Consider the following 15,575-nt stretch of genomic DNA (forward strand, 5'->3'; position numbering starts at 1 on the left):
CTACTTCGCCCGCTGCCTGCAGCACGAGACCGACCACCTCGACGGACTGCTGTACCTGAGCCGCCTCGTCGGCCGGTACAACAAGGAGTCCAAGCGCATGCTCAAGCACAACGGCTGGGGCAAGCCGGGCCTGTCCTGGGACCCGGCGGCCCAGGACGAGGAAGACGTCCAGTAACAGTCAGCTCACGGCGAACACGGAACTAGTCCCGGCCAACGCACACTTGTAGAAGGTGCAACGGTGTAATTCGGGGCGGTGATGGTGATGGCCGGGGAGCTGGACGCCTACTCGCGCACGGTCAGCGCGGTGGCGAAGACGTTGACACGACATGTGGCGAGCGTGGCGATGCGGCGCGGCAGCGGGTCGGCCGTGGTGTTCACGAAAGAGGGCCACCTGCTGACGAACGCGCATGTCGTCGGTTCCGCGTCCCACGGTGAGGCGACGTACTCCGACGGCGAGGAGTCCCAGTTCCGGGTCGTCGGCGTCGACCCGCTGTCGGACCTCGCGGTGCTGCGGGCCGCCGACGCGCCGGCGCCCGCGACCCTCGGCGACGCCGACGATCTGGTCGTCGGCCAGCTGGTCGTCGCGGTCGGCTCGCCGCTGGGCCTCGCGGGCTCGGTCACGGCCGGCGTGGTGAGCGCGCTCGGCCGGTCGCTGCCGGTCACCCGGGGCCAGGCCCAGCGTGTGATCGAGGACGTGATCCAGACCGACGCCGCGCTGAACCCCGGCAACTCCGGCGGCGCGCTCGCGGACTCGCACGGTCACGTGGTCGGCATCAACACCGCGGTCGCGGGCTTCGGCCTCGGCCTCGCGGTGCCGATCAACCCGACCACGCGGCGGATCATCGACACGCTGCTGGTGGAAGGGCGTGTGCGGCGCGCGTACCTCGGCGTGGTCGGCGTCCCGGCGCCGCTGCCGGACGACGTCGCCGCGCGTACCGGGCAGCGGGCCGGTCTGCGGGTGATCGAGGTCGTGCCGGACGGTCCGGCAGCGAAGGCGGGACTGCGCAAGGGCGACCTCGTGCTGACCGTCGCGCGCGAGCAGGTGCATGACGCGCAGGGCATCCAGCGCCAGCTGTTCGCCGAGGTCATCGGCATCGACCTGGCGGTGACCGTGCTGCGCAACGGCGCGATGGTCGACGTCTACGCGCGGCCGAGCGAGCTGACGGTCGGCTGAGCCAGAGCCACCTGGCGCGGCGCCCCTAGGCCGGCGAGCCGCGCCACGGCGGTGCCGGCAGCGCCAGCGGTAACGACTCCAACGCGGCCAGCTCCTCGTACCGGCCGGCGATCACCGACGTCCTGATCTCGCGCAGCGACGTCACCGGCGGCACCTCGCCCGTCAGCACGAACGGCAGCACCAGCCGCCAGGTCGAGACCACCGACTCGCGCCGCCACGACGGCGCCCGCAGCATCACCGACGCCGTGCGCAGGGCGTGCTCGTTCGGGGTCGGTGCCGGGACCTCCCAGCGGGCCGAGTCCGCCGCCGCGCAGCCGACGCACGTCGGGGCGCCCGCGGCCAGCTCGCCGCCACAGCCCTGGCACGTCAGCTGCCGCAGGGCCCAGTCGACACACGTCCAGCGGTACTCCCCCGCCGGCGCGTCGGCCACGTGTTCCGGGTCCTGGTCGGCCAGGTCCGCCCAGGCGGCACGCAGCGGACGGTCGACCGTCTCGGCGCATCCCGTGCACGACGGGTAGCCGCGGCCCAGGAGGTCACTGCAGGTCACGCAGGGCTTCGCCGTCTCGGGTCGATCGACCCGCCAGCCCGGCGCCCGCGTTTCCACACCTGCACGTTACTGCCATCGAGCCCTTGGCAGCGCGCCGAACCGCTGGTTATGGTCGGGGGGCAGCGCACAACTCAATCAACGCGGGAGCTCGCGCCTTGGCGGGCTGAGAGGGCAGATGGTGTCCAGTCACGGACCCGGCTCTGCCGACCGCCTGAACCTGACCGGGTAATGCCGGCGTAGGGAGAACAATCATGACCGCACTTGACGACCGTTCCGTGCGTCCCCGCGTGACCACCGGGCCGATCACCGGATCCCGCAAGGTCTACCGCGAGGTCGACGGGATCAGGGTGCCGGCCAGGCGGGTCGACCTCACCAACGGCGAGCACGTCGACCTGTACGACACGTCGGGGCCGTACACGGACGACGTCACCATCGACGTCCACAGTGGACTCGACCGGCTACGGCAGAGCTGGATCGACGAGCGGGAACCGGTCAACGGGGCCGTCTCCCAGCTGGCGTACGCCAAGGCCGGGATCACCACCAAGGAGATGCGCTTCGTCGCGGCACGCGAGGGGGTCGACGTGGAGCTCGTGCGGGACGAGGTCGCCCGCGGCCGCGCCGTGATCCCGGTCAACAGGAAACATCCCGAGGTCGAGCCCGCGATCATCGGCAAGAGGTTCCTCGTCAAGATCAACGCCAACATCGGGAACTCGGCCGTCTCGTCGTCCATCGAGGACGAGGTGGACAAGATGGTGTGGGCCACCCGCTGGGGCGCCGACACCGTCATGGACCTCTCGACGGGCAAACGGATTCACGAGACCCGCGAGTGGATCCTGCGCAACTCCCCGGTGCCCATCGGGACCGTGCCCATCTACCAGGCGCTCGAGAAGGTCGGCGGCGACCCGGCGAAGCTGTCCTGGGAGGCCTACCGGGACACCGTTATCGAGCAGTGCGAGCAGGGCGTCGACTACATGACCGTCCACGCGGGCGTGCTGCTGCGGTACGTCCCACTGACCGCGAGAAGGGTCACCGGCATCGTGTCCCGCGGTGGCTCGATCATGGCCGCCTGGTGCCTCGCGCACCACCGGGAGTCGTTCCTGTACACCAACTTCGTCGAGCTGTGCGAGATCCTCCGGCAGTACGACGTGACCTTCTCGCTCGGCGACGGGCTGCGGCCGGGCAGCATCGCCGACGCCAACGACGAGGCCCAGTTCGCGGAGCTCCGCACCCTCGGCGAGCTCACCCACATCGCCAGGAAGCACGACGTCCAGGTGATGATCGAGGGCCCCGGCCACGTCCCCATGCACAAGATCGCCGAGAACGTCCGGCTCGAGGAGGAGCTCTGCGGCGAGGCCCCGTTCTACACCCTCGGTCCACTCGCGACGGACATCGCGCCGGCGTACGACCACATCACGTCCGCCATCGGCGCCGCGCAGATCGGCTGGCTGGGCACGGCGATGCTCTGCTACGTCACCCCGAAGGAGCACCTCGGCCTGCCCAACCGGGACGACGTGAAGACCGGCGTGATCACCTACAAGATCGCCGCGCACTCCGCCGACCTGGCCAAGGGGCACCCCCGCGCGCAGGAGCGGGACGACGCGCTTTCCAAGGCCCGCTTCGAGTTCCGCTGGACCGACCAGTTCAACCTCTCGCTCGACCCGGACACCGCCCGCGCCTTCCACGACGAGACCCTGCCCGCCGAGCCGGCGAAGACCGCGCACTTCTGCTCGATGTGCGGCCCGAAGTTCTGCTCGATGCGGATCACCCAGGACGTCCGGAAGTACGCTGAGGAGCACGGCCTCACCGACATGGCCGCGATCGAGGAGGGCATGACGGAGATGTCCGAACGCTTCCAGGAGCGGGGCAGTCACGTGTACCTACCGGTGGTGGACTCCTGAGCGGAGCTTGCGGAGCGAACAGATGACACACAACGACACGCCACCCCGCGTCCTCACCATCGCCGGATCCGACTCCGGCGGTGGTGCGGGGCTCCAGGCCGACCTCCGCACGTTCTTCGCGTGCGGGGTGCACGGGATGACCGCGGTCACGGCGGTCACCGTGCAGAACTCCCTTGGCGTCAGCGGGGTCTCGGTCATCCCGCCGGAGATCGTGGCGGCGCAGATCGAGGCCGTGGCCGAGGACATCGGCGTGCTCGCGGCGAAGACCGGCATGCTGGCCACCGCCGAGATCATCGAGGCGGTGGCCAAGGCCTGCGACCGGGTCCACATCGGACGGGACGGCTCGATCCCGTTCGTCGTGGACCCGGTGGCCGCGTCCATGCACGGGGACCAGCTGCTGCTCGACAACGCGCTGGACGCGCTGCGCACCGAGCTGTTCCCGCGGGCCACGCTGGTCACGCCGAACCTCGACGAGGTGCGGCTGCTGACCGGCATCGACGTCCGCGACCACCACGAGGCCAGGGAGGCCGCGAAGGCGCTGCACGCCATGGGTCCACAATGGACACTCGTCAAGGGCGGCCACATGCGTGACGACCCGGAGTGCGTCGACTTCCTGTACGACGGCGAGACGTTCCTGGAGCTGCCGGCCAGGCGGGTCGACACCAGGCACACACACGGCGGCGGTGACACCATGGCGTCGGCCATCACGTCCGCGTTGGCCAGGGGCGCCTCGATGCCGGACGCGGTGCGGTTCGGCAAGGAGTTCGTGACCAACGCCGTCCAGCACGCGTACCCACTCGGCTCGGGTGTGGGGCCGGTGTCCGCGTTCTGGCGTCTACCACAGGAGACCTTGCCCACCTTCGGTCAAAGGGGTTAGACGCGACCAACCGCACGTTTACCCTCTTCTGACGTGAACCACCGGGACCGAGTAGAAGCGCTTGTCGAGCACCGGCGAGTCCAGCAGTTCATCATCTGGGTGATCGTGGCGAACGCGGTCACCCTCGGCCTCGAGACGTCACCGGCGGTGACGCGCGAGTTCGGCGGCGCGCTGCACGTCGCCGACCGCGTGATGCTCGGGATCTTCGTGGTCGAGCTGGGCCTGCGGCTCTACGCGTACCGCTGGCGGTTCTTCCGCGACTCCTGGAACGTCTTCGACTTCCTCATCGTGGGCATCTCGCTGATCCCGACGGCCGGGCCGTTCTCGGTGCTGCGGGCCATGCGGGTACTTCGGGTGCTGCGCCTGATCTCGGCGGTGCCGGCCATGCGGCGCGTGGTGAACGGCCTGCTGGCCGCGGTGCCGGGCATGGCGTCGATCGGCGCGTTGCTGGCGCTGGTCATCTACGTGGCCGGCGTGATGGCGACCAAGCTGTTCGGCCACATCTCGCCGCACTACTTCGGCGACCTCGGGACCACGCTGTTCACCCTGTTCCAGACGATGACCGGCGAGGCCTGGCCGGACATCGCCCGCGAGGTGATGGCGGCCGCGCCCCTCGCGTGGATCTTCTTCGTGATCTACATCCTCATCTCGAGCTTCGCGGTGCTTAACTTGTTCATCGCGGTGATCGTCAACGGGATGGAGAAGTCGGTGACGACCGACCTCGTCAACGCCGAGGAGGAGCACGCGGCGGCCCAGGCCGCGTCCGACCAGCTCATCCTGGCGGAGGTGCGCGCCCTGCGGCGGGAGGTCGCGGAGCTACGCGAGCAGCAGAAGGAACGGGCCTGAGCGGCCGGCGTGCTGTTGGGACGACGTCACGCCGGCCCGCTCAGGCAACCCGAGGCGGCGGGGTCAGGCCCTCGCCCTGTCGTCCTGCCAGCCGCTGATCTCCCGCACGATCATGATGATCGTCACCGCGGCGCCGACCATCGCCACCGACGCGATGGTCTCCATCACCGCGGACGTCCGCAACGTGTCGATGCTGGCGGCCCTCCGCCAGGTCACCACGGCCAGGTAGCTCACGATCACGCCGCAGAGCCAGAACGCCCACCACAGTCCGAGCACCCGGTTCCCCTGCACGGAACGCAGGTCGTACAGGTCCGGCGGGTTGTCCGGCCGGCTCGCCCGGTAGACGTCGTCGACGAACACGAACGGGAACCGGAGGTTGACCACCGGACAGATCCACGACCCGACCGCCCAGCCCCGCGACCGGCGGTGCGGCGCGGGACAGATCGCCTCGGCGTTGTCCCGTGCCCGCCACAGCCACGTCACGAAGACGACGCCGGCCGCCACGACGGCGGCGGTGTAGCCCCAGCCCACGGCCGAACTGGTGTCGTCGGCACTGTCCAGGTCGGCCGCGGCGACCTCGTTCACCCGGTTCACGTAGTCCCTGACGAGCCCGTAGGCATTCCAGGTGGTCCACGTCGACACGAGGTCCAGCACCACGACAACACCGACCAGGACGGAGACGGCCGTCCCGAGCCCGCCGACTCTTCGAATGGGCAGCACAGCAGACCGCGCTTCACTCATGATTCGTTTCCCCTCAGTGCCACGGCTTTCGACGCCGCGGTGGCAGACAATCGTGGTACCCCCACCACGCCATGACAAGCAGCCGGATGGCCGAACGGCGGTGGGTCACGACGATCGTCGACAAGGCGCCGCCGGATCCCGCGCACCATGCCGGCACGTCCGCTATGTCGAACCCGTGATCGATACATCGCCGGGTCCGACATGCACCGCGCAGAACCGGTGGGATCGAGACGATTTCACTGCGCCTGCGCGCGTGGAGCCGGCATGGAACGAGGACGAGCGTGCGGCACTGGTCGCCGTGCTGCGCACCCGTCCGTCGCGGCTGACCTGGTCGAGATCACCGACGAGGTCTCGGCTCGGGGCAGTGCGCGTGCGTTCTGGCACGAGTCGCACCCCGTGGGGTTGTTCGAGGACGGCGACTCCGGCGCACTCGACGACGCCGCCCGGGACATCTCCGCCTGGCGTTCGACGAACCTCGGCTTCCTTACCTTTCGGGACGGCGACTACCCCGCACAGTTGCGTGAGATCCACGAGATGCCACCAGTGCTGTTCCACCTGGGAAAGTGGCTCCCCGGTGAGGCCGGCGTCTCGGTGGTCGGTTCCCGGCAGGCTTCGGCACGCGGACCCGCGATCGCCCACGCGGTCGCCACCGGACTGGCGGACCGCGACATCACCGTGATCGCCGGGCTGGCGAAGGGCATCGACACAGCCGCCCATCAGGCGGCGAGGCCGGCGAGCACAGCGGTGCTCGAATCCAGGCACGCAAGGCGGTCGGGCACGGCCGACCGGTGATCTTCACCGACCTGGTCGTCGAGACGAACAAGTGGCCCGGCGACCTGATCGGCCAGCCGGGCGTGCATGTCGCTCGCAGTATCGCGGGGATCATGTCCCTGGTCGAGGACATCCTGACCGGCCCGAACGCGGTGGAGGAACTGGTCGCGGCGGTAACCGAGCGCTGACCGGGTTCATGAACAGGTTCGCCGGCGACGCACTTGCCAACCGCCTGATCAGCAGTCTCTTCACCAACGTGGGTGCCTTCTTCTGCAACACCCGCCGTGGGGCGCCACTGACCTGCGCCATCTGCACGGGGCCCACCGGCGCGCCGAGCCGTTCCGCGCTCTGCGGGCAGTGTCGCGCCGCACGTGGCACCCGGATGTGTGCGGGACCTGCGGTTGATGGCAGGTCCCGCGACATACCTGCACGGCAGGTGCATGTCCTCGTCGTCGAGGACACCTGGGTCTCGGGCGACAAGGCCCAGTCGGCCGCCCTCGCGTTGAAGGCCGCCGGCGCGACGCGCGTGACCGTCCTCTGTGTCACGAGATGGCTCCGCTACGACTGGGAGGACCATCGCGCGCTGATCGAGACCCTTGACGAGCCGTACGACGCGGCCCGCTGTCCGGTCACCGGTTCCGACTGTCCATCGCACTGACTCAGCGTGGTGGGCTGGAGGCCTGTGCCCAGAAGCGTTGGGGGACGCGTCCGGCGCCGTGGGCGAGGCGGCCGGCCAGTACCGCGTGGCGCATGGCTGTGGCCATGGCCTCCGGGTCCGTCGCGCGGGTCACCGAGGTGGCCAGGAGTACCGCTGAGCAGCCCAGTTCCATCGCCAGTGCGGCGTCGGAGGCGGTGCCGATGCCCGCGTCCAGGATCACGGGGACGCTCGCGCGCGCGACGATCAGCTCGATGTTGTGTGGGTTGCGGATGCCCAGGGCGGTGCCGATCGGCGAGCCGAGTGGCATCACGGCCGCGCAGCCCAACTGCTCGAGGCGCAGCGCCAGCACCGGGTCGTCGTTCGTGTACGGCAGGACGGTGAAGCCGTCGTCGACGAGGGTTGTCGCTGCCTCCAACAGTTCCACGGGGTCGGGGAGCAGGGTTCGGTCGTCCGCCACCACTTCCAGCTTCACCCAGGACGTCCCCAGGGCCTCGCGGGCCATGCGGGCCGTCAGCACCGCCTCGGCCGCGGTGCGGCAGCCCGCCGTGTTCGGCAGCGGGTCGATTCCCAGGCGCTCCAACACTTCCAGCACGCCCGTGCCGCCCTGCGCGTCCACCCGCCGGATCGACACGGTCGTCAGCTCCGTGCCGGACGCCTTCAGCGCGCGCTCCAGCACCGCCAGGTTCGACGCGCCGCCCGTGCCCGTGATCAGGCGGGACGAGTACTGCTGGTCGCCGATGACCAATGGGTCGTCCATGTCAGCCTCCCTGCACCGCGGTCAGCACCTCGACGTCGGCGCCGTCCGGCACCACCCGGTGGTCGTGGTCGGTCCGCGCGACCACCGTGCCGTCGACCGCGACCGCCACGCCGCGGGCCGGAACACCAAGCGCGGCAAGCATTTCCGTGACCGTCGCGCCGTCGGGGACGTCGCGTTCGGTGCCGTTGACGTTGATGAGCATCAGTTCGTCCTCCGAGCGGAGCCGGCGTTCTGGTCGCACAGGCGGGCCGGGTCCGCCGCGGCCATGGGTGACGGTTCGCCGAGGGCCAGCGCACGCACGGCGTCCGCGGTGAGGGGGGCCAGCAGCAGGCCGTTGCGGTGGTGGCCCGCCGCGACCAACACGCCCGGTTCCAGCCAGCCGACCAGCGGCAGGTTGTCCCGGCTGCCGGCACGCAGCCCCGCCGCGCACTCCGTCAGGCCGTACTCGGCGATGCCCGGCATGACCCGTTCCCCATACGTCAGCAGGTCACGCACCCCGCCGGCGGTGACCTCCTCGTCGAAGCCCGCCTCGTACTGCGTCGCGCCGACTACCAGCTCGTCGCCCGCCCTCGGCACCAGGTACACCGGCCGCGACTCGACCAGCGCACGCACGGTGTGCACCGGCGGCGGCACCGCGTTGGGGCGCCGCCGAAGCCGCAGGATCTCGCCCTTCACCGGGCGCACGGCCGACGCCAGCGCCGGGTGCAGCGACCCGCTCCACGCACCCGCGGCGATCACCGCCAGGTCGCAGTGCAGCGTCGCGTCCGCCAGTTCGACCGCTCCCGGCCGCACGGAACGGACCGGTTTGCCCACCACCGAGGGAAAACTGAGGCGCCCCAACAACTCTCTGTTGTCCACGGCCAGGTCGCCGGGCACCAGGAGTCCACTTCGGACACTCGGGCCGAGGGCTGGCTCGACGCGCCGCAGCTCGCGTCCGGTCAGCCGCTCGACCTCCCGGCCGCGCCGCGCGAGGAAGCCGGCGAGGGTGTCGAGCTGTCCGGCGTCCGCGCTGTCCACGCCGGCGACGATCGTGCCCCGGGTGTGCAGGTCGATCCCCAGTGCCGCGGCGAACGCCGGCCACCGGTCGAGCGACTCGCTGCCGAGGTCGAGCAGGTCCTCCTCGCCCGGCCACGCCTCGGTGACCGGCGCCAGCATGCCGCCGGCGACCCACGACGCGCCGCGCCCCGGGTTCGGATCGACGACCGTCACGTCGTGGTCGGCCAGCCGCCACGCGACGGCCAGACCGATGACGCCACCACCCACCACGACCACTCTCATGGCAACTCACGCTCCCTGCGCCGGCATGATCCGGATCAGGTTCGACGGTCGGGATCGGCAGATCCCCTCTCAGCCCAGTCCTCTGGACTCCCGTGCGGACCACCTCCACCGTATAGCGTGAACGGGTGCCCGGACTAGACGGAGACGAGATTCGCAGGCGGCTCGCGGACGCACGGCTGTACCTGTGCACGGGAAACCGGCCGGACCTTGCGGAGTTCGCGGACGCGGCGCTCGCGGGTGGCGTCGACGTCATCCAGCTGCGTGAGAAGGGCATGGAGGCCACCGACGAGTTGGCCGCGCTGTCGGTGCTCGCCGAGGTGTGCGCCCGGCACGAGGCGCTGCTGTCGGTGAACGACCGCGCGGACGTGGCGCTGGCCGCGGACGCGGACGTGCTGCACCTCGGCCAGGACGACCTGCCGGTCCGCTGGGCCCGCGAGATCCTCGGCCCGGACGTCGTGATCGGCCGGTCCACCCACGACCTCGCGCAGGCCGAGGCGGCGGCCGTGGAACCGGGCGTCGACTACTTCTGCACCGGCCCGTGCTGGCCGACGCCCACGAAGCCGGGCAGACCGGCGCCGGGGCTGGACCTGGTCCGCGCGACGGTGGGGGCGGCGCGCCCGTGGTTCGCGATCGGCGGCATCGACGAGGCCCGGCTGCCGGAAGTGCTGGCGGCCGGCGCGTCGCGGGTGGTGGTGGTCCGCGCGATCACCGAGGCGGCCGACCCTCGGGCGGCGGCGGCCCGGCTGGCGGGTGCGCTGAGAGCGGACATGCCGACGGCGAACACGGCCGCGTGGCAGGAAACCGCTGGTTAGCGTCAAGGCATGACCATGACTGCCAGCCTGGACGACGCCATCTTCGAGCGGCTGCTGCGGGACCGGATCGTCTTCCTCGGGTCCGAGGTGACCGACGAGTCGGCCAACCGGATCACCGCCCAGCTGCTCCTGCTCGCCGCGGAGGACCCGAGCAAGGACATCACGTTCTACATCAACTCACCGGGCGGCTCGGTGACCGCCGGGATGGCCGTCTACGACACGATGCGGCTGATCGAGCCGGACGTGTCGACGTGGGCCATGGGGTTCGTCGCCTCGATGGGGCAGTTCCTGCTGTCCTCGGGCACCCCGGGCAAGCGGTACGCGCTGCCGAACGCGCAGATCCTCATGCACCAGCCGTCCGCGGGAGTGGGCGGCGCCGAGTCGGACATCAGGATCCGCGCGCAGGCGTACTCGCGGATGAAGGCCAGGCTGGCCGAGATCACGGCGAGCCAGACCGGCCAGCCGGTCGAGACCATCACCCGGGACGCCGACCGGGACCGGTGGTTCTCCGCCCAGGAGGCCAGGGAGTACGGGATCGTCGACCACGTCGTCACCGGCTGATCCGGCCGAGAGACGAGGAACCAGCGGACGGGCCGGCAGGGGTTCGGCCCGTCCGCTGGCGTGGATCTCAGGTCAGCCCGTGACCAGGGACAGACCGTACGCGCTCAGTGCCTCGTTCACCGGCTGGAAGAAGGTCGTGCCGCCGGAGCTGCAGTTGCCCGAGCCGCCGGAGGTCAGACCGATCGCGGTGACGGTCGACGTCCCGTTGCTCACCAGCGAGCCACCGGAGTCACCCGGTTCGGCACACACGTTGGTGCGGATCATCTGACCGACCGAGCCCTGCTGGTAGGTCACCGTCGTGTTCAGGGCGTTGATCGTGCCGCAGTGCCAACCCGTCGTGGAGCCGGACCGGCAGACGGCCTGGCCGACGCTGCCGCCGGACGAACCGGTCACCCGGACGTCGCTGCCCGAGCTGTACCGGTCGACGAGGCCCGTCGACACGGCCGAGCTGGAGCTGACGTTGATGGCCGAGTAGTCGTTGCCCGGGAACGACGAGCGGAACACGGTACCGAGCGTGCCGCCGGTCCCGGACCACGTGCCACCGAGGTTGCCGCAGTGACCCGCGTCGATGACGTAGCGGGCACCGCTCGAGCTGCGGGCGTTGAAGCCCGCCGAACAGCGGGCGCCTGCGGTCGTCGTGATCGCCTGGCCACCGATCACGTTCCAGAACGTGCGCGGCTGCTGGGCGACGCGTACGACCCGGACATCCGCGCCGAGGCTCTTCGCCCAGGACGCGGCCGCGGCGTCGTTGCCGTAGGCCTCGACGACGACCGAGTTGGTGGCGACGTCGGTGTACCAGCCGGTCACCGACTTCGGCGCGCTGGCGTTGCCCTGTTCCAGCTTCGACTGGGTGGCGCCCAGTTCGGCGGCGCTGTGCTGGACGACCTCGGCGACCGCGCCGGCGGAGGTGACCTCCGCGACCCGGCCCACGTCGGTCACGCCGACCACGAGCTTGCCCGACGCGGCGTCGAACCGGCTGCCGCCGTAGGCCTCACCCAGCTGGATGCGCAGTGTCGTCTCCTTCGAGAAGGCGACGCGCTCCTGCTGGAACCGGACCTGGGCCTGCTGCGGGGACAGGCCGAGATCCCGCTGTAGTGCATCCTGGATCGCGCTGCTGGTCGACGTTCCGCCGGCCGGTGCCGCGTTCGCAGGTGCGGCGAAGGTAACCGCCGTACCTACGGCGAGCAGTGCGTAACCGCCCAATCGCACAAGGTGTGTGCGCTTCATCAAGGTTGCTCCCTCGGTCGTTCTGCAGGGGACCCGGGGGTGGGCAGCGGTAGCAGCTCCCCCGGGCAAATCACATGAGGGGATGCCATCCGTCGGATGACTTTTCTGAAACTATTTGCACACGCTGCGCGCGGATATCGTCCGTTCGGGGACAACAGTTGCCATGTGAGCGATCGATTAATTACCCAAAGTAGGTGTCGATCTAGCCCTGAGGCTGGGTAGCGCCTTCTGACGGCGTTGCCTCGGTCGTGGTGGTCACAGGCGGTGTCGTCGTGATGCTGGCGTCACCGGACGGCTCCGTCGACGTGGTGGCCGGCGCGTCCGTCGTGGTCGCGTCCGGCGCGGTGCTCGTCGGGGCCGGGTTGGTCGTCGACGTGGCCGGGGTCGACGGGTCCTCGTCGCGGCCCGAGGTGTCGTGCGGGGCCACGATGCTGCTGAACGTGGTGCCCGAGCCACCGGAGAGCGGCTCGCCACGCAGCCACTCGACGCCCGTGATCGCCAGCATGCCCAGCGCGAACGCCGCAACGGTCGTCACGATCAGCTTCGGCCACCGCCGGCGCCCGCCCCGGGGTGGCTGGTCCGACCTTTCCGGATCTTCCTTGGCAGGGGCCGCCTCGACCTCCGTGCCGGCCGGCTCCTCGGGATCCTCGTCCGAGACCAGGACCGTCGCGCCGCCCGAGCGTCCGACGACCTTCGCCCGCACCGTGCGCACGCTCTCCCGGGTCCGCTGGATCGAGCGCAGGTACAGCGTGCCGCCGATCGTCGAGATCACACTGGCGAGCCCGGCCCCCACGACCGTCCCCGCGACCCCCATGGTCGACCCGATGAGCGCGGCCGTCACCGCGGCCAGCGCACCGGCCACCACCTGGCTGAGCCGAATTCCGTTCGTTTCCTCAGTGTTGTCGCTCATAGTCCTTCGTCTGCGAGACCTGTCCTACACACCTTCCAACGTGTGCGACGGATGACCCACTCCGGGGGTTGCCCAATCGTGAGCATCCCCACAGTCCACTGTGGACAGTGCATACTTGGTACCGTGCAACTGATCACAATCGATGACATCGAGGCGGCCGCCGCCCGGATCGCCGGCAGGGCGGTACGAACCCCGTTGACGCCCTGCCTCTGGGCGGCCGACGACCGTCCCTTGTGGCTCAAGCCCGAGCAGCTGCAACCCATCGGCGCGTTCAAGATCCGCGGCGCGCTCAACGCCATCGCCCGGATCCCCGAGGAGACAAGGAAAAAAGGCGTCGTCGCCTACTCCAGCGGCAACCACGGCCAGGCCGTCGCGTACACCGCGAAGCTCTACGGCGTCCCCGCCACCATCGTGGTGACGACGAACACGCCGCAGGTGAAGATCGACGCGACCACCCGCCACGGCGCCACCGTCGTCGTCGTGCCGCCGGCCGACCGGGAGTCGGCCGCCGCGGAGATCGTCGCGACGCAGGGGGGCACGCTCGTCCCGCCGTTCGACCACCCCGACGTCATGGCCGGCCAGGGCACGATCGGCCTGGAGATCGCGGCCGACCTGCCGGACGTCGAGGTCGTGCTCGTGCCGGTCAGCGGCGGCGGGCTGATCGGCGGCATCGCGACCGCGATCAGGGCCAAGGCGCCGAACGCGAAGGTCATCGGCGTCGAGCCGGAGCTGGCCGGGGACACCGCGGAGGGCTTCCGGCTGGGCCGCAAGCCCGACTGGTCCACCGACGACCGGGCCAGGACCATCGCGGACGGCCTGCGCTCCACCCCGTCCGACCTGACCTTCGCGCACATCACGAAGCTGGTCGACGACGTGGTCACCGTCACCGAGGACGAGATCAGGGCCGCCATCGGCGTGCTCGCCACGAGGTCACAGCAGGTCGCCGAGCCGAGCGGCGCGGTGTCCACCGCGGCCTACCTGTACCGGGACCTGCCCGCCGGACGGACGGTGGCGGTCGTCTCCGGCGGCAACATCGACCCGGCACTGCTCGCCGAGGTGGTCACCGCGGCACCCGCCGCGGCGCCGGCCGCAGGTGCGTCGGTGGGGCGGACAGCCCGCAGCTGAAGCAGTCGGCCGACGACGGACCGTCCGCGGCCGGACCCGGCCGGGCCGGCGCGAACACGTCGTTCCGCACGCCCAGCGCGATCACGCCACCGGCCACGCACAGCCCCGCACAGATCCACATCGCGGCCTGCCAGCCGGAGGTCATGGCGGCCGGGTCGGCGTACGACTCGCCGGTCAGCCCGGCCGCCGCCGGCAGGACCGCGATGGCCAGCAGCCCACCCGTCCGCGCGATCGCGTTGTTGACCCCGGACGCGACACCCGCGTGCCGGTCCGCCGCGGCGGCCAGCACGGTCGCGGTCACCGGCGCGACCACGCACGCGAGCCCCAGCCCGAACACGATCACGGCCGGCAGCACGGTGAGCACGTACGACGCGCCAGGCGTGACCCTGGTGTACATCAGCATGGCCAGCGCGATCACCAGCGGCCCGGCCACGAGGAACGGCTTCGGCCCGAACCGCTGCGCGAGCTTCCCGGACCGGGCGGACAGCAGCAGCATGATCGCCGAGATCGGCAGGCTGGCGATCCCGGCTAGTGTCGGCGCGTAGCCGAGCGAGACCTGCAGCTGGATGACGAACAGCATCATCACGCCGCCGAGCGCCGCGTAGACCACGAACGTCAGCAGGTTGGCGACCACGAACGTCCGGTTCGCGAAGATGTCCGGCGGCACGAGCGGGTTCCGCTGCCGCCGCTGGAGCATGACGAACGCGACCAGCGCCGCGACCCCGCACACCCCGGCGACGACCACCAGCGGGTCGCCCGCGCCGCGGCCGGGCGCCTCGACCAGCGCCCCGGTCACCCCGGCGAGGCCGAGCGCGCCGAGCACCGAGCCCCACAGGTCTGGGCGCCCGGTCATCGACTCGTCGTGCGTCTCCGGCACGTACCTGCGGGTCAGCCAGATCACGGCCAGCCCGAGCGGCAGGTTGATCAGGAACGCCAGCCGCCACGACCATGCCTGCACGAGCAGCCCGCCGACGAGCGGTCCGATGGCGCCCGCGATGCCGCCGAGCCCGGACCACGCGCCGATCGCGCGGGCCCGGTCCTCGCGGTGGAACGACGACTGGATGATCGCGAGCGAGCCGGGCGTGAGCAGCGCGCCGCCGACGCCCTGCAGCACGCGCGCGGCGACGAGCGCGCCGACCGACGGCGCCAGCGCGCACAGCACCGACGCGATCGTGAACCACGCGACGCCGATCGTGAACACCCGCCGCCGTCCGAACCGGTCGCCGAGCGATCCGCCGACGAGGATCAGCGAGGCGAGCGTGAGCAGATAGCCGTTGAGCGTCCACTGCAGTCCGGCGACGTCGGCGCCGAGGTCGCGCCCGATCGTCGGCAGTGCGACGTTGATCACGGTCGCCTCGATGCTCGCCACCGCGGAGCCGAGCACCGCGACGGC

19 protein-coding genes and 1 riboswitch are annotated in these 15,575 nt (G+C 70.8%); of the genes, 11 read left to right on the forward strand and 8 right to left on the reverse strand.

The genetic code is table 11. The features are described 5' to 3' along the window. Both VET29_RS35380 and VET29_RS35385 read left to right on the forward strand, forming a co-directional pair. On the forward strand, nt 1-175 hold a 175-nt coding region (locus VET29_RS35380), incomplete at its 5' end, for a peptide deformylase (protein ID WP_324929059.1). 87 nt (nt 176-262) lie between these two features. Then, a complete protein-coding gene (locus VET29_RS35385; protein WP_324929030.1) occupies nt 263-1,174 on the forward strand; it encodes a S1C family serine protease in 912 nt (303 codons plus the stop codon). 25 nt (nt 1,175-1,199) lie between these two features. Here the strand turns inward: VET29_RS35385 and VET29_RS35390 are convergent, their stop codons facing one another. After that, nucleotides 1,200-1,721: a hypothetical protein gene (locus tag VET29_RS35390; RefSeq protein WP_324929032.1), complete on the reverse strand. Its 522-nt coding sequence runs from the start codon at nt 1,719-1,721 to the stop codon at nt 1,200-1,202. A 251-nt stretch (nt 1,722-1,972) separates the two neighbouring features. Here VET29_RS35390 and thiC point away from each other — a divergent pair, with 251 nt between their 5' ends. From thiC to VET29_RS35405, 3 genes are read left to right on the forward strand one after another with little or no spacing between them, the layout of a single operon-like run. Continuing rightward, entirely contained in the window at nt 1,973-3,619 is a 1,647-nt protein-coding gene (gene thiC, locus VET29_RS35395; RefSeq protein WP_324929034.1) for a phosphomethylpyrimidine synthase ThiC, read from the forward strand. Nucleotides 3,620-3,641: 22 nt separating this feature from the next. After that, on the forward strand, nt 3,642-4,496 hold the full coding sequence (gene thiD / locus VET29_RS35400) for a bifunctional hydroxymethylpyrimidine kinase/phosphomethylpyrimidine kinase (RefSeq protein ID WP_324929036.1): 855 nt from the start codon (nt 3,642-3,644) through the stop codon (nt 4,494-4,496). A gap of 33 nt (nt 4,497-4,529) precedes the next feature. Beyond that, nucleotides 4,530-5,342, forward strand: a complete 813-nt coding sequence (locus tag VET29_RS35405) for an ion transporter (protein WP_324929038.1) — start codon at nt 4,530-4,532, stop codon at nt 5,340-5,342. A gap of 63 nt (nt 5,343-5,405) precedes the next feature. On the opposite strand, the gene VET29_RS35410 is transcribed toward VET29_RS35405, so the two are convergent. After that, nucleotides 5,406-6,083, reverse strand: coding sequence for a DUF4328 domain-containing protein (locus VET29_RS35410; RefSeq protein WP_324929040.1), 678 nt, complete (start codon nt 6,081-6,083; stop codon nt 5,406-5,408). Between the two features lie 264 nt (nt 6,084-6,347). Here VET29_RS35410 and VET29_RS35415 point away from each other — a divergent pair, with 264 nt between their 5' ends. The 3 genes from VET29_RS35415 (at nt 6,348) to VET29_RS35425 (ending at nt 7,512) form a co-directional block, all read left to right on the forward strand. Further along, a complete protein-coding gene (locus tag VET29_RS35415; RefSeq protein ID WP_324929042.1) occupies nt 6,348-6,875 on the forward strand; it encodes a DNA-processing protein DprA in 528 nt (175 codons plus the stop codon). Beyond that, nucleotides 6,872-7,042 carry a hypothetical protein gene (locus tag VET29_RS35420; protein WP_324929044.1) on the forward strand — a complete coding sequence of 57 codons (171 nt, stop codon included), beginning with the start codon at nt 6,872-6,874 and terminating at the stop codon, nt 7,040-7,042. Before VET29_RS35415 ends, VET29_RS35420 begins: the two co-directional genes overlap by 4 nt. A gap of 248 nt (nt 7,043-7,290) precedes the next feature. After that, on the forward strand, nt 7,291-7,512 hold the full coding sequence (locus VET29_RS35425) for a hypothetical protein (RefSeq protein WP_324929046.1): 222 nt from the start codon (nt 7,291-7,293) through the stop codon (nt 7,510-7,512). A gap of 1 nt (nt 7,513) precedes the next feature. On the opposite strand, the gene VET29_RS35430 is transcribed toward VET29_RS35425, so the two are convergent. The 3 genes from VET29_RS35430 to thiO all read right to left on the reverse strand — a co-directional run bounded on the left by VET29_RS35430 (nt 7,514) and on the right by thiO (nt 9,547). Then, nucleotides 7,514-8,269 (reverse strand): thiazole synthase, encoded by a 756-nt coding sequence (locus VET29_RS35430; protein WP_324929048.1) that lies wholly within the window; start codon nt 8,267-8,269, stop codon nt 7,514-7,516. 1 nt (nt 8,270) lies between these two features. Then, nucleotides 8,271-8,471, reverse strand: a complete 201-nt coding sequence (gene thiS / locus VET29_RS35435; RefSeq protein ID WP_324929050.1) for a sulfur carrier protein ThiS — start codon at nt 8,469-8,471, stop codon at nt 8,271-8,273. Continuing rightward, the gene (gene thiO / locus VET29_RS35440; RefSeq protein WP_324929052.1) at nt 8,471-9,547 is read right to left on the reverse strand and encodes a glycine oxidase ThiO; all 1,077 of its coding nucleotides are present in this window, start codon (nt 9,545-9,547) and stop codon (nt 8,471-8,473) included. Before thiO ends, thiS begins: the two co-directional genes overlap by 1 nt. Beyond that, nucleotides 9,543-9,651, reverse strand: a riboswitch (TPP riboswitch). It overlaps the preceding gene by 5 nt. A 21-nt stretch (nt 9,652-9,672) precedes the next feature. Here thiO and thiE point away from each other — a divergent pair. Both thiE and VET29_RS35450 read left to right on the forward strand, forming a co-directional pair. After that, nucleotides 9,673-10,359 (forward strand): thiamine phosphate synthase, encoded by a 687-nt coding sequence (gene thiE / locus VET29_RS35445; protein WP_324929054.1) that lies wholly within the window; start codon nt 9,673-9,675, stop codon nt 10,357-10,359. Nucleotides 10,360-10,368: 9 nt separating this feature from the next. Then, nucleotides 10,369-10,920 (forward strand): ATP-dependent Clp protease proteolytic subunit, encoded by a 552-nt coding sequence (locus tag VET29_RS35450; protein ID WP_324929055.1) that lies wholly within the window; start codon nt 10,369-10,371, stop codon nt 10,918-10,920. Between the two features lie 72 nt (nt 10,921-10,992). Here VET29_RS35450 and VET29_RS35455 read toward each other — a convergent pair whose 3' ends face one another. Together VET29_RS35455 and VET29_RS35460 are read right to left on the reverse strand one after the other, a co-directional pair. Further along, complete coding sequence (locus VET29_RS35455; protein WP_324929061.1) at nt 10,993-12,129, reverse strand: S1 family peptidase; 1,137 nt, start codon at nt 12,127-12,129, stop codon at nt 10,993-10,995. A 220-nt stretch (nt 12,130-12,349) separates the two neighbouring features. Next, nucleotides 12,350-13,057 carry a hypothetical protein gene (locus VET29_RS35460; RefSeq protein ID WP_324929057.1) on the reverse strand — a complete coding sequence of 236 codons (708 nt, stop codon included), beginning with the start codon at nt 13,055-13,057 and terminating at the stop codon, nt 12,350-12,352. Nucleotides 13,058-13,180: 123 nt separating this feature from the next. Here VET29_RS35460 and VET29_RS35465 point away from each other — a divergent pair, with 123 nt between their 5' ends. Beyond that, the gene (locus VET29_RS35465) at nt 13,181-14,182 is read left to right on the forward strand and encodes a threonine/serine dehydratase (protein WP_324929058.1); all 1,002 of its coding nucleotides are present in this window, start codon (nt 13,181-13,183) and stop codon (nt 14,180-14,182) included. Here VET29_RS35465 and VET29_RS35470 read toward each other — a convergent pair. After that, nucleotides 14,118-15,575 (reverse strand): MFS transporter (locus VET29_RS35470; protein WP_414636701.1); only part of this gene is annotated, 1,458 nt, incomplete at its 5' end. The two genes, VET29_RS35465 and VET29_RS35470, sit on opposite strands and share 65 nt — an antisense overlap.

The organism is Actinophytocola sp. (genome assembly GCF_035634895.1).
GTDB lineage: Bacteria > Actinomycetota > Actinomycetes > Mycobacteriales > Pseudonocardiaceae > Actinophytocola.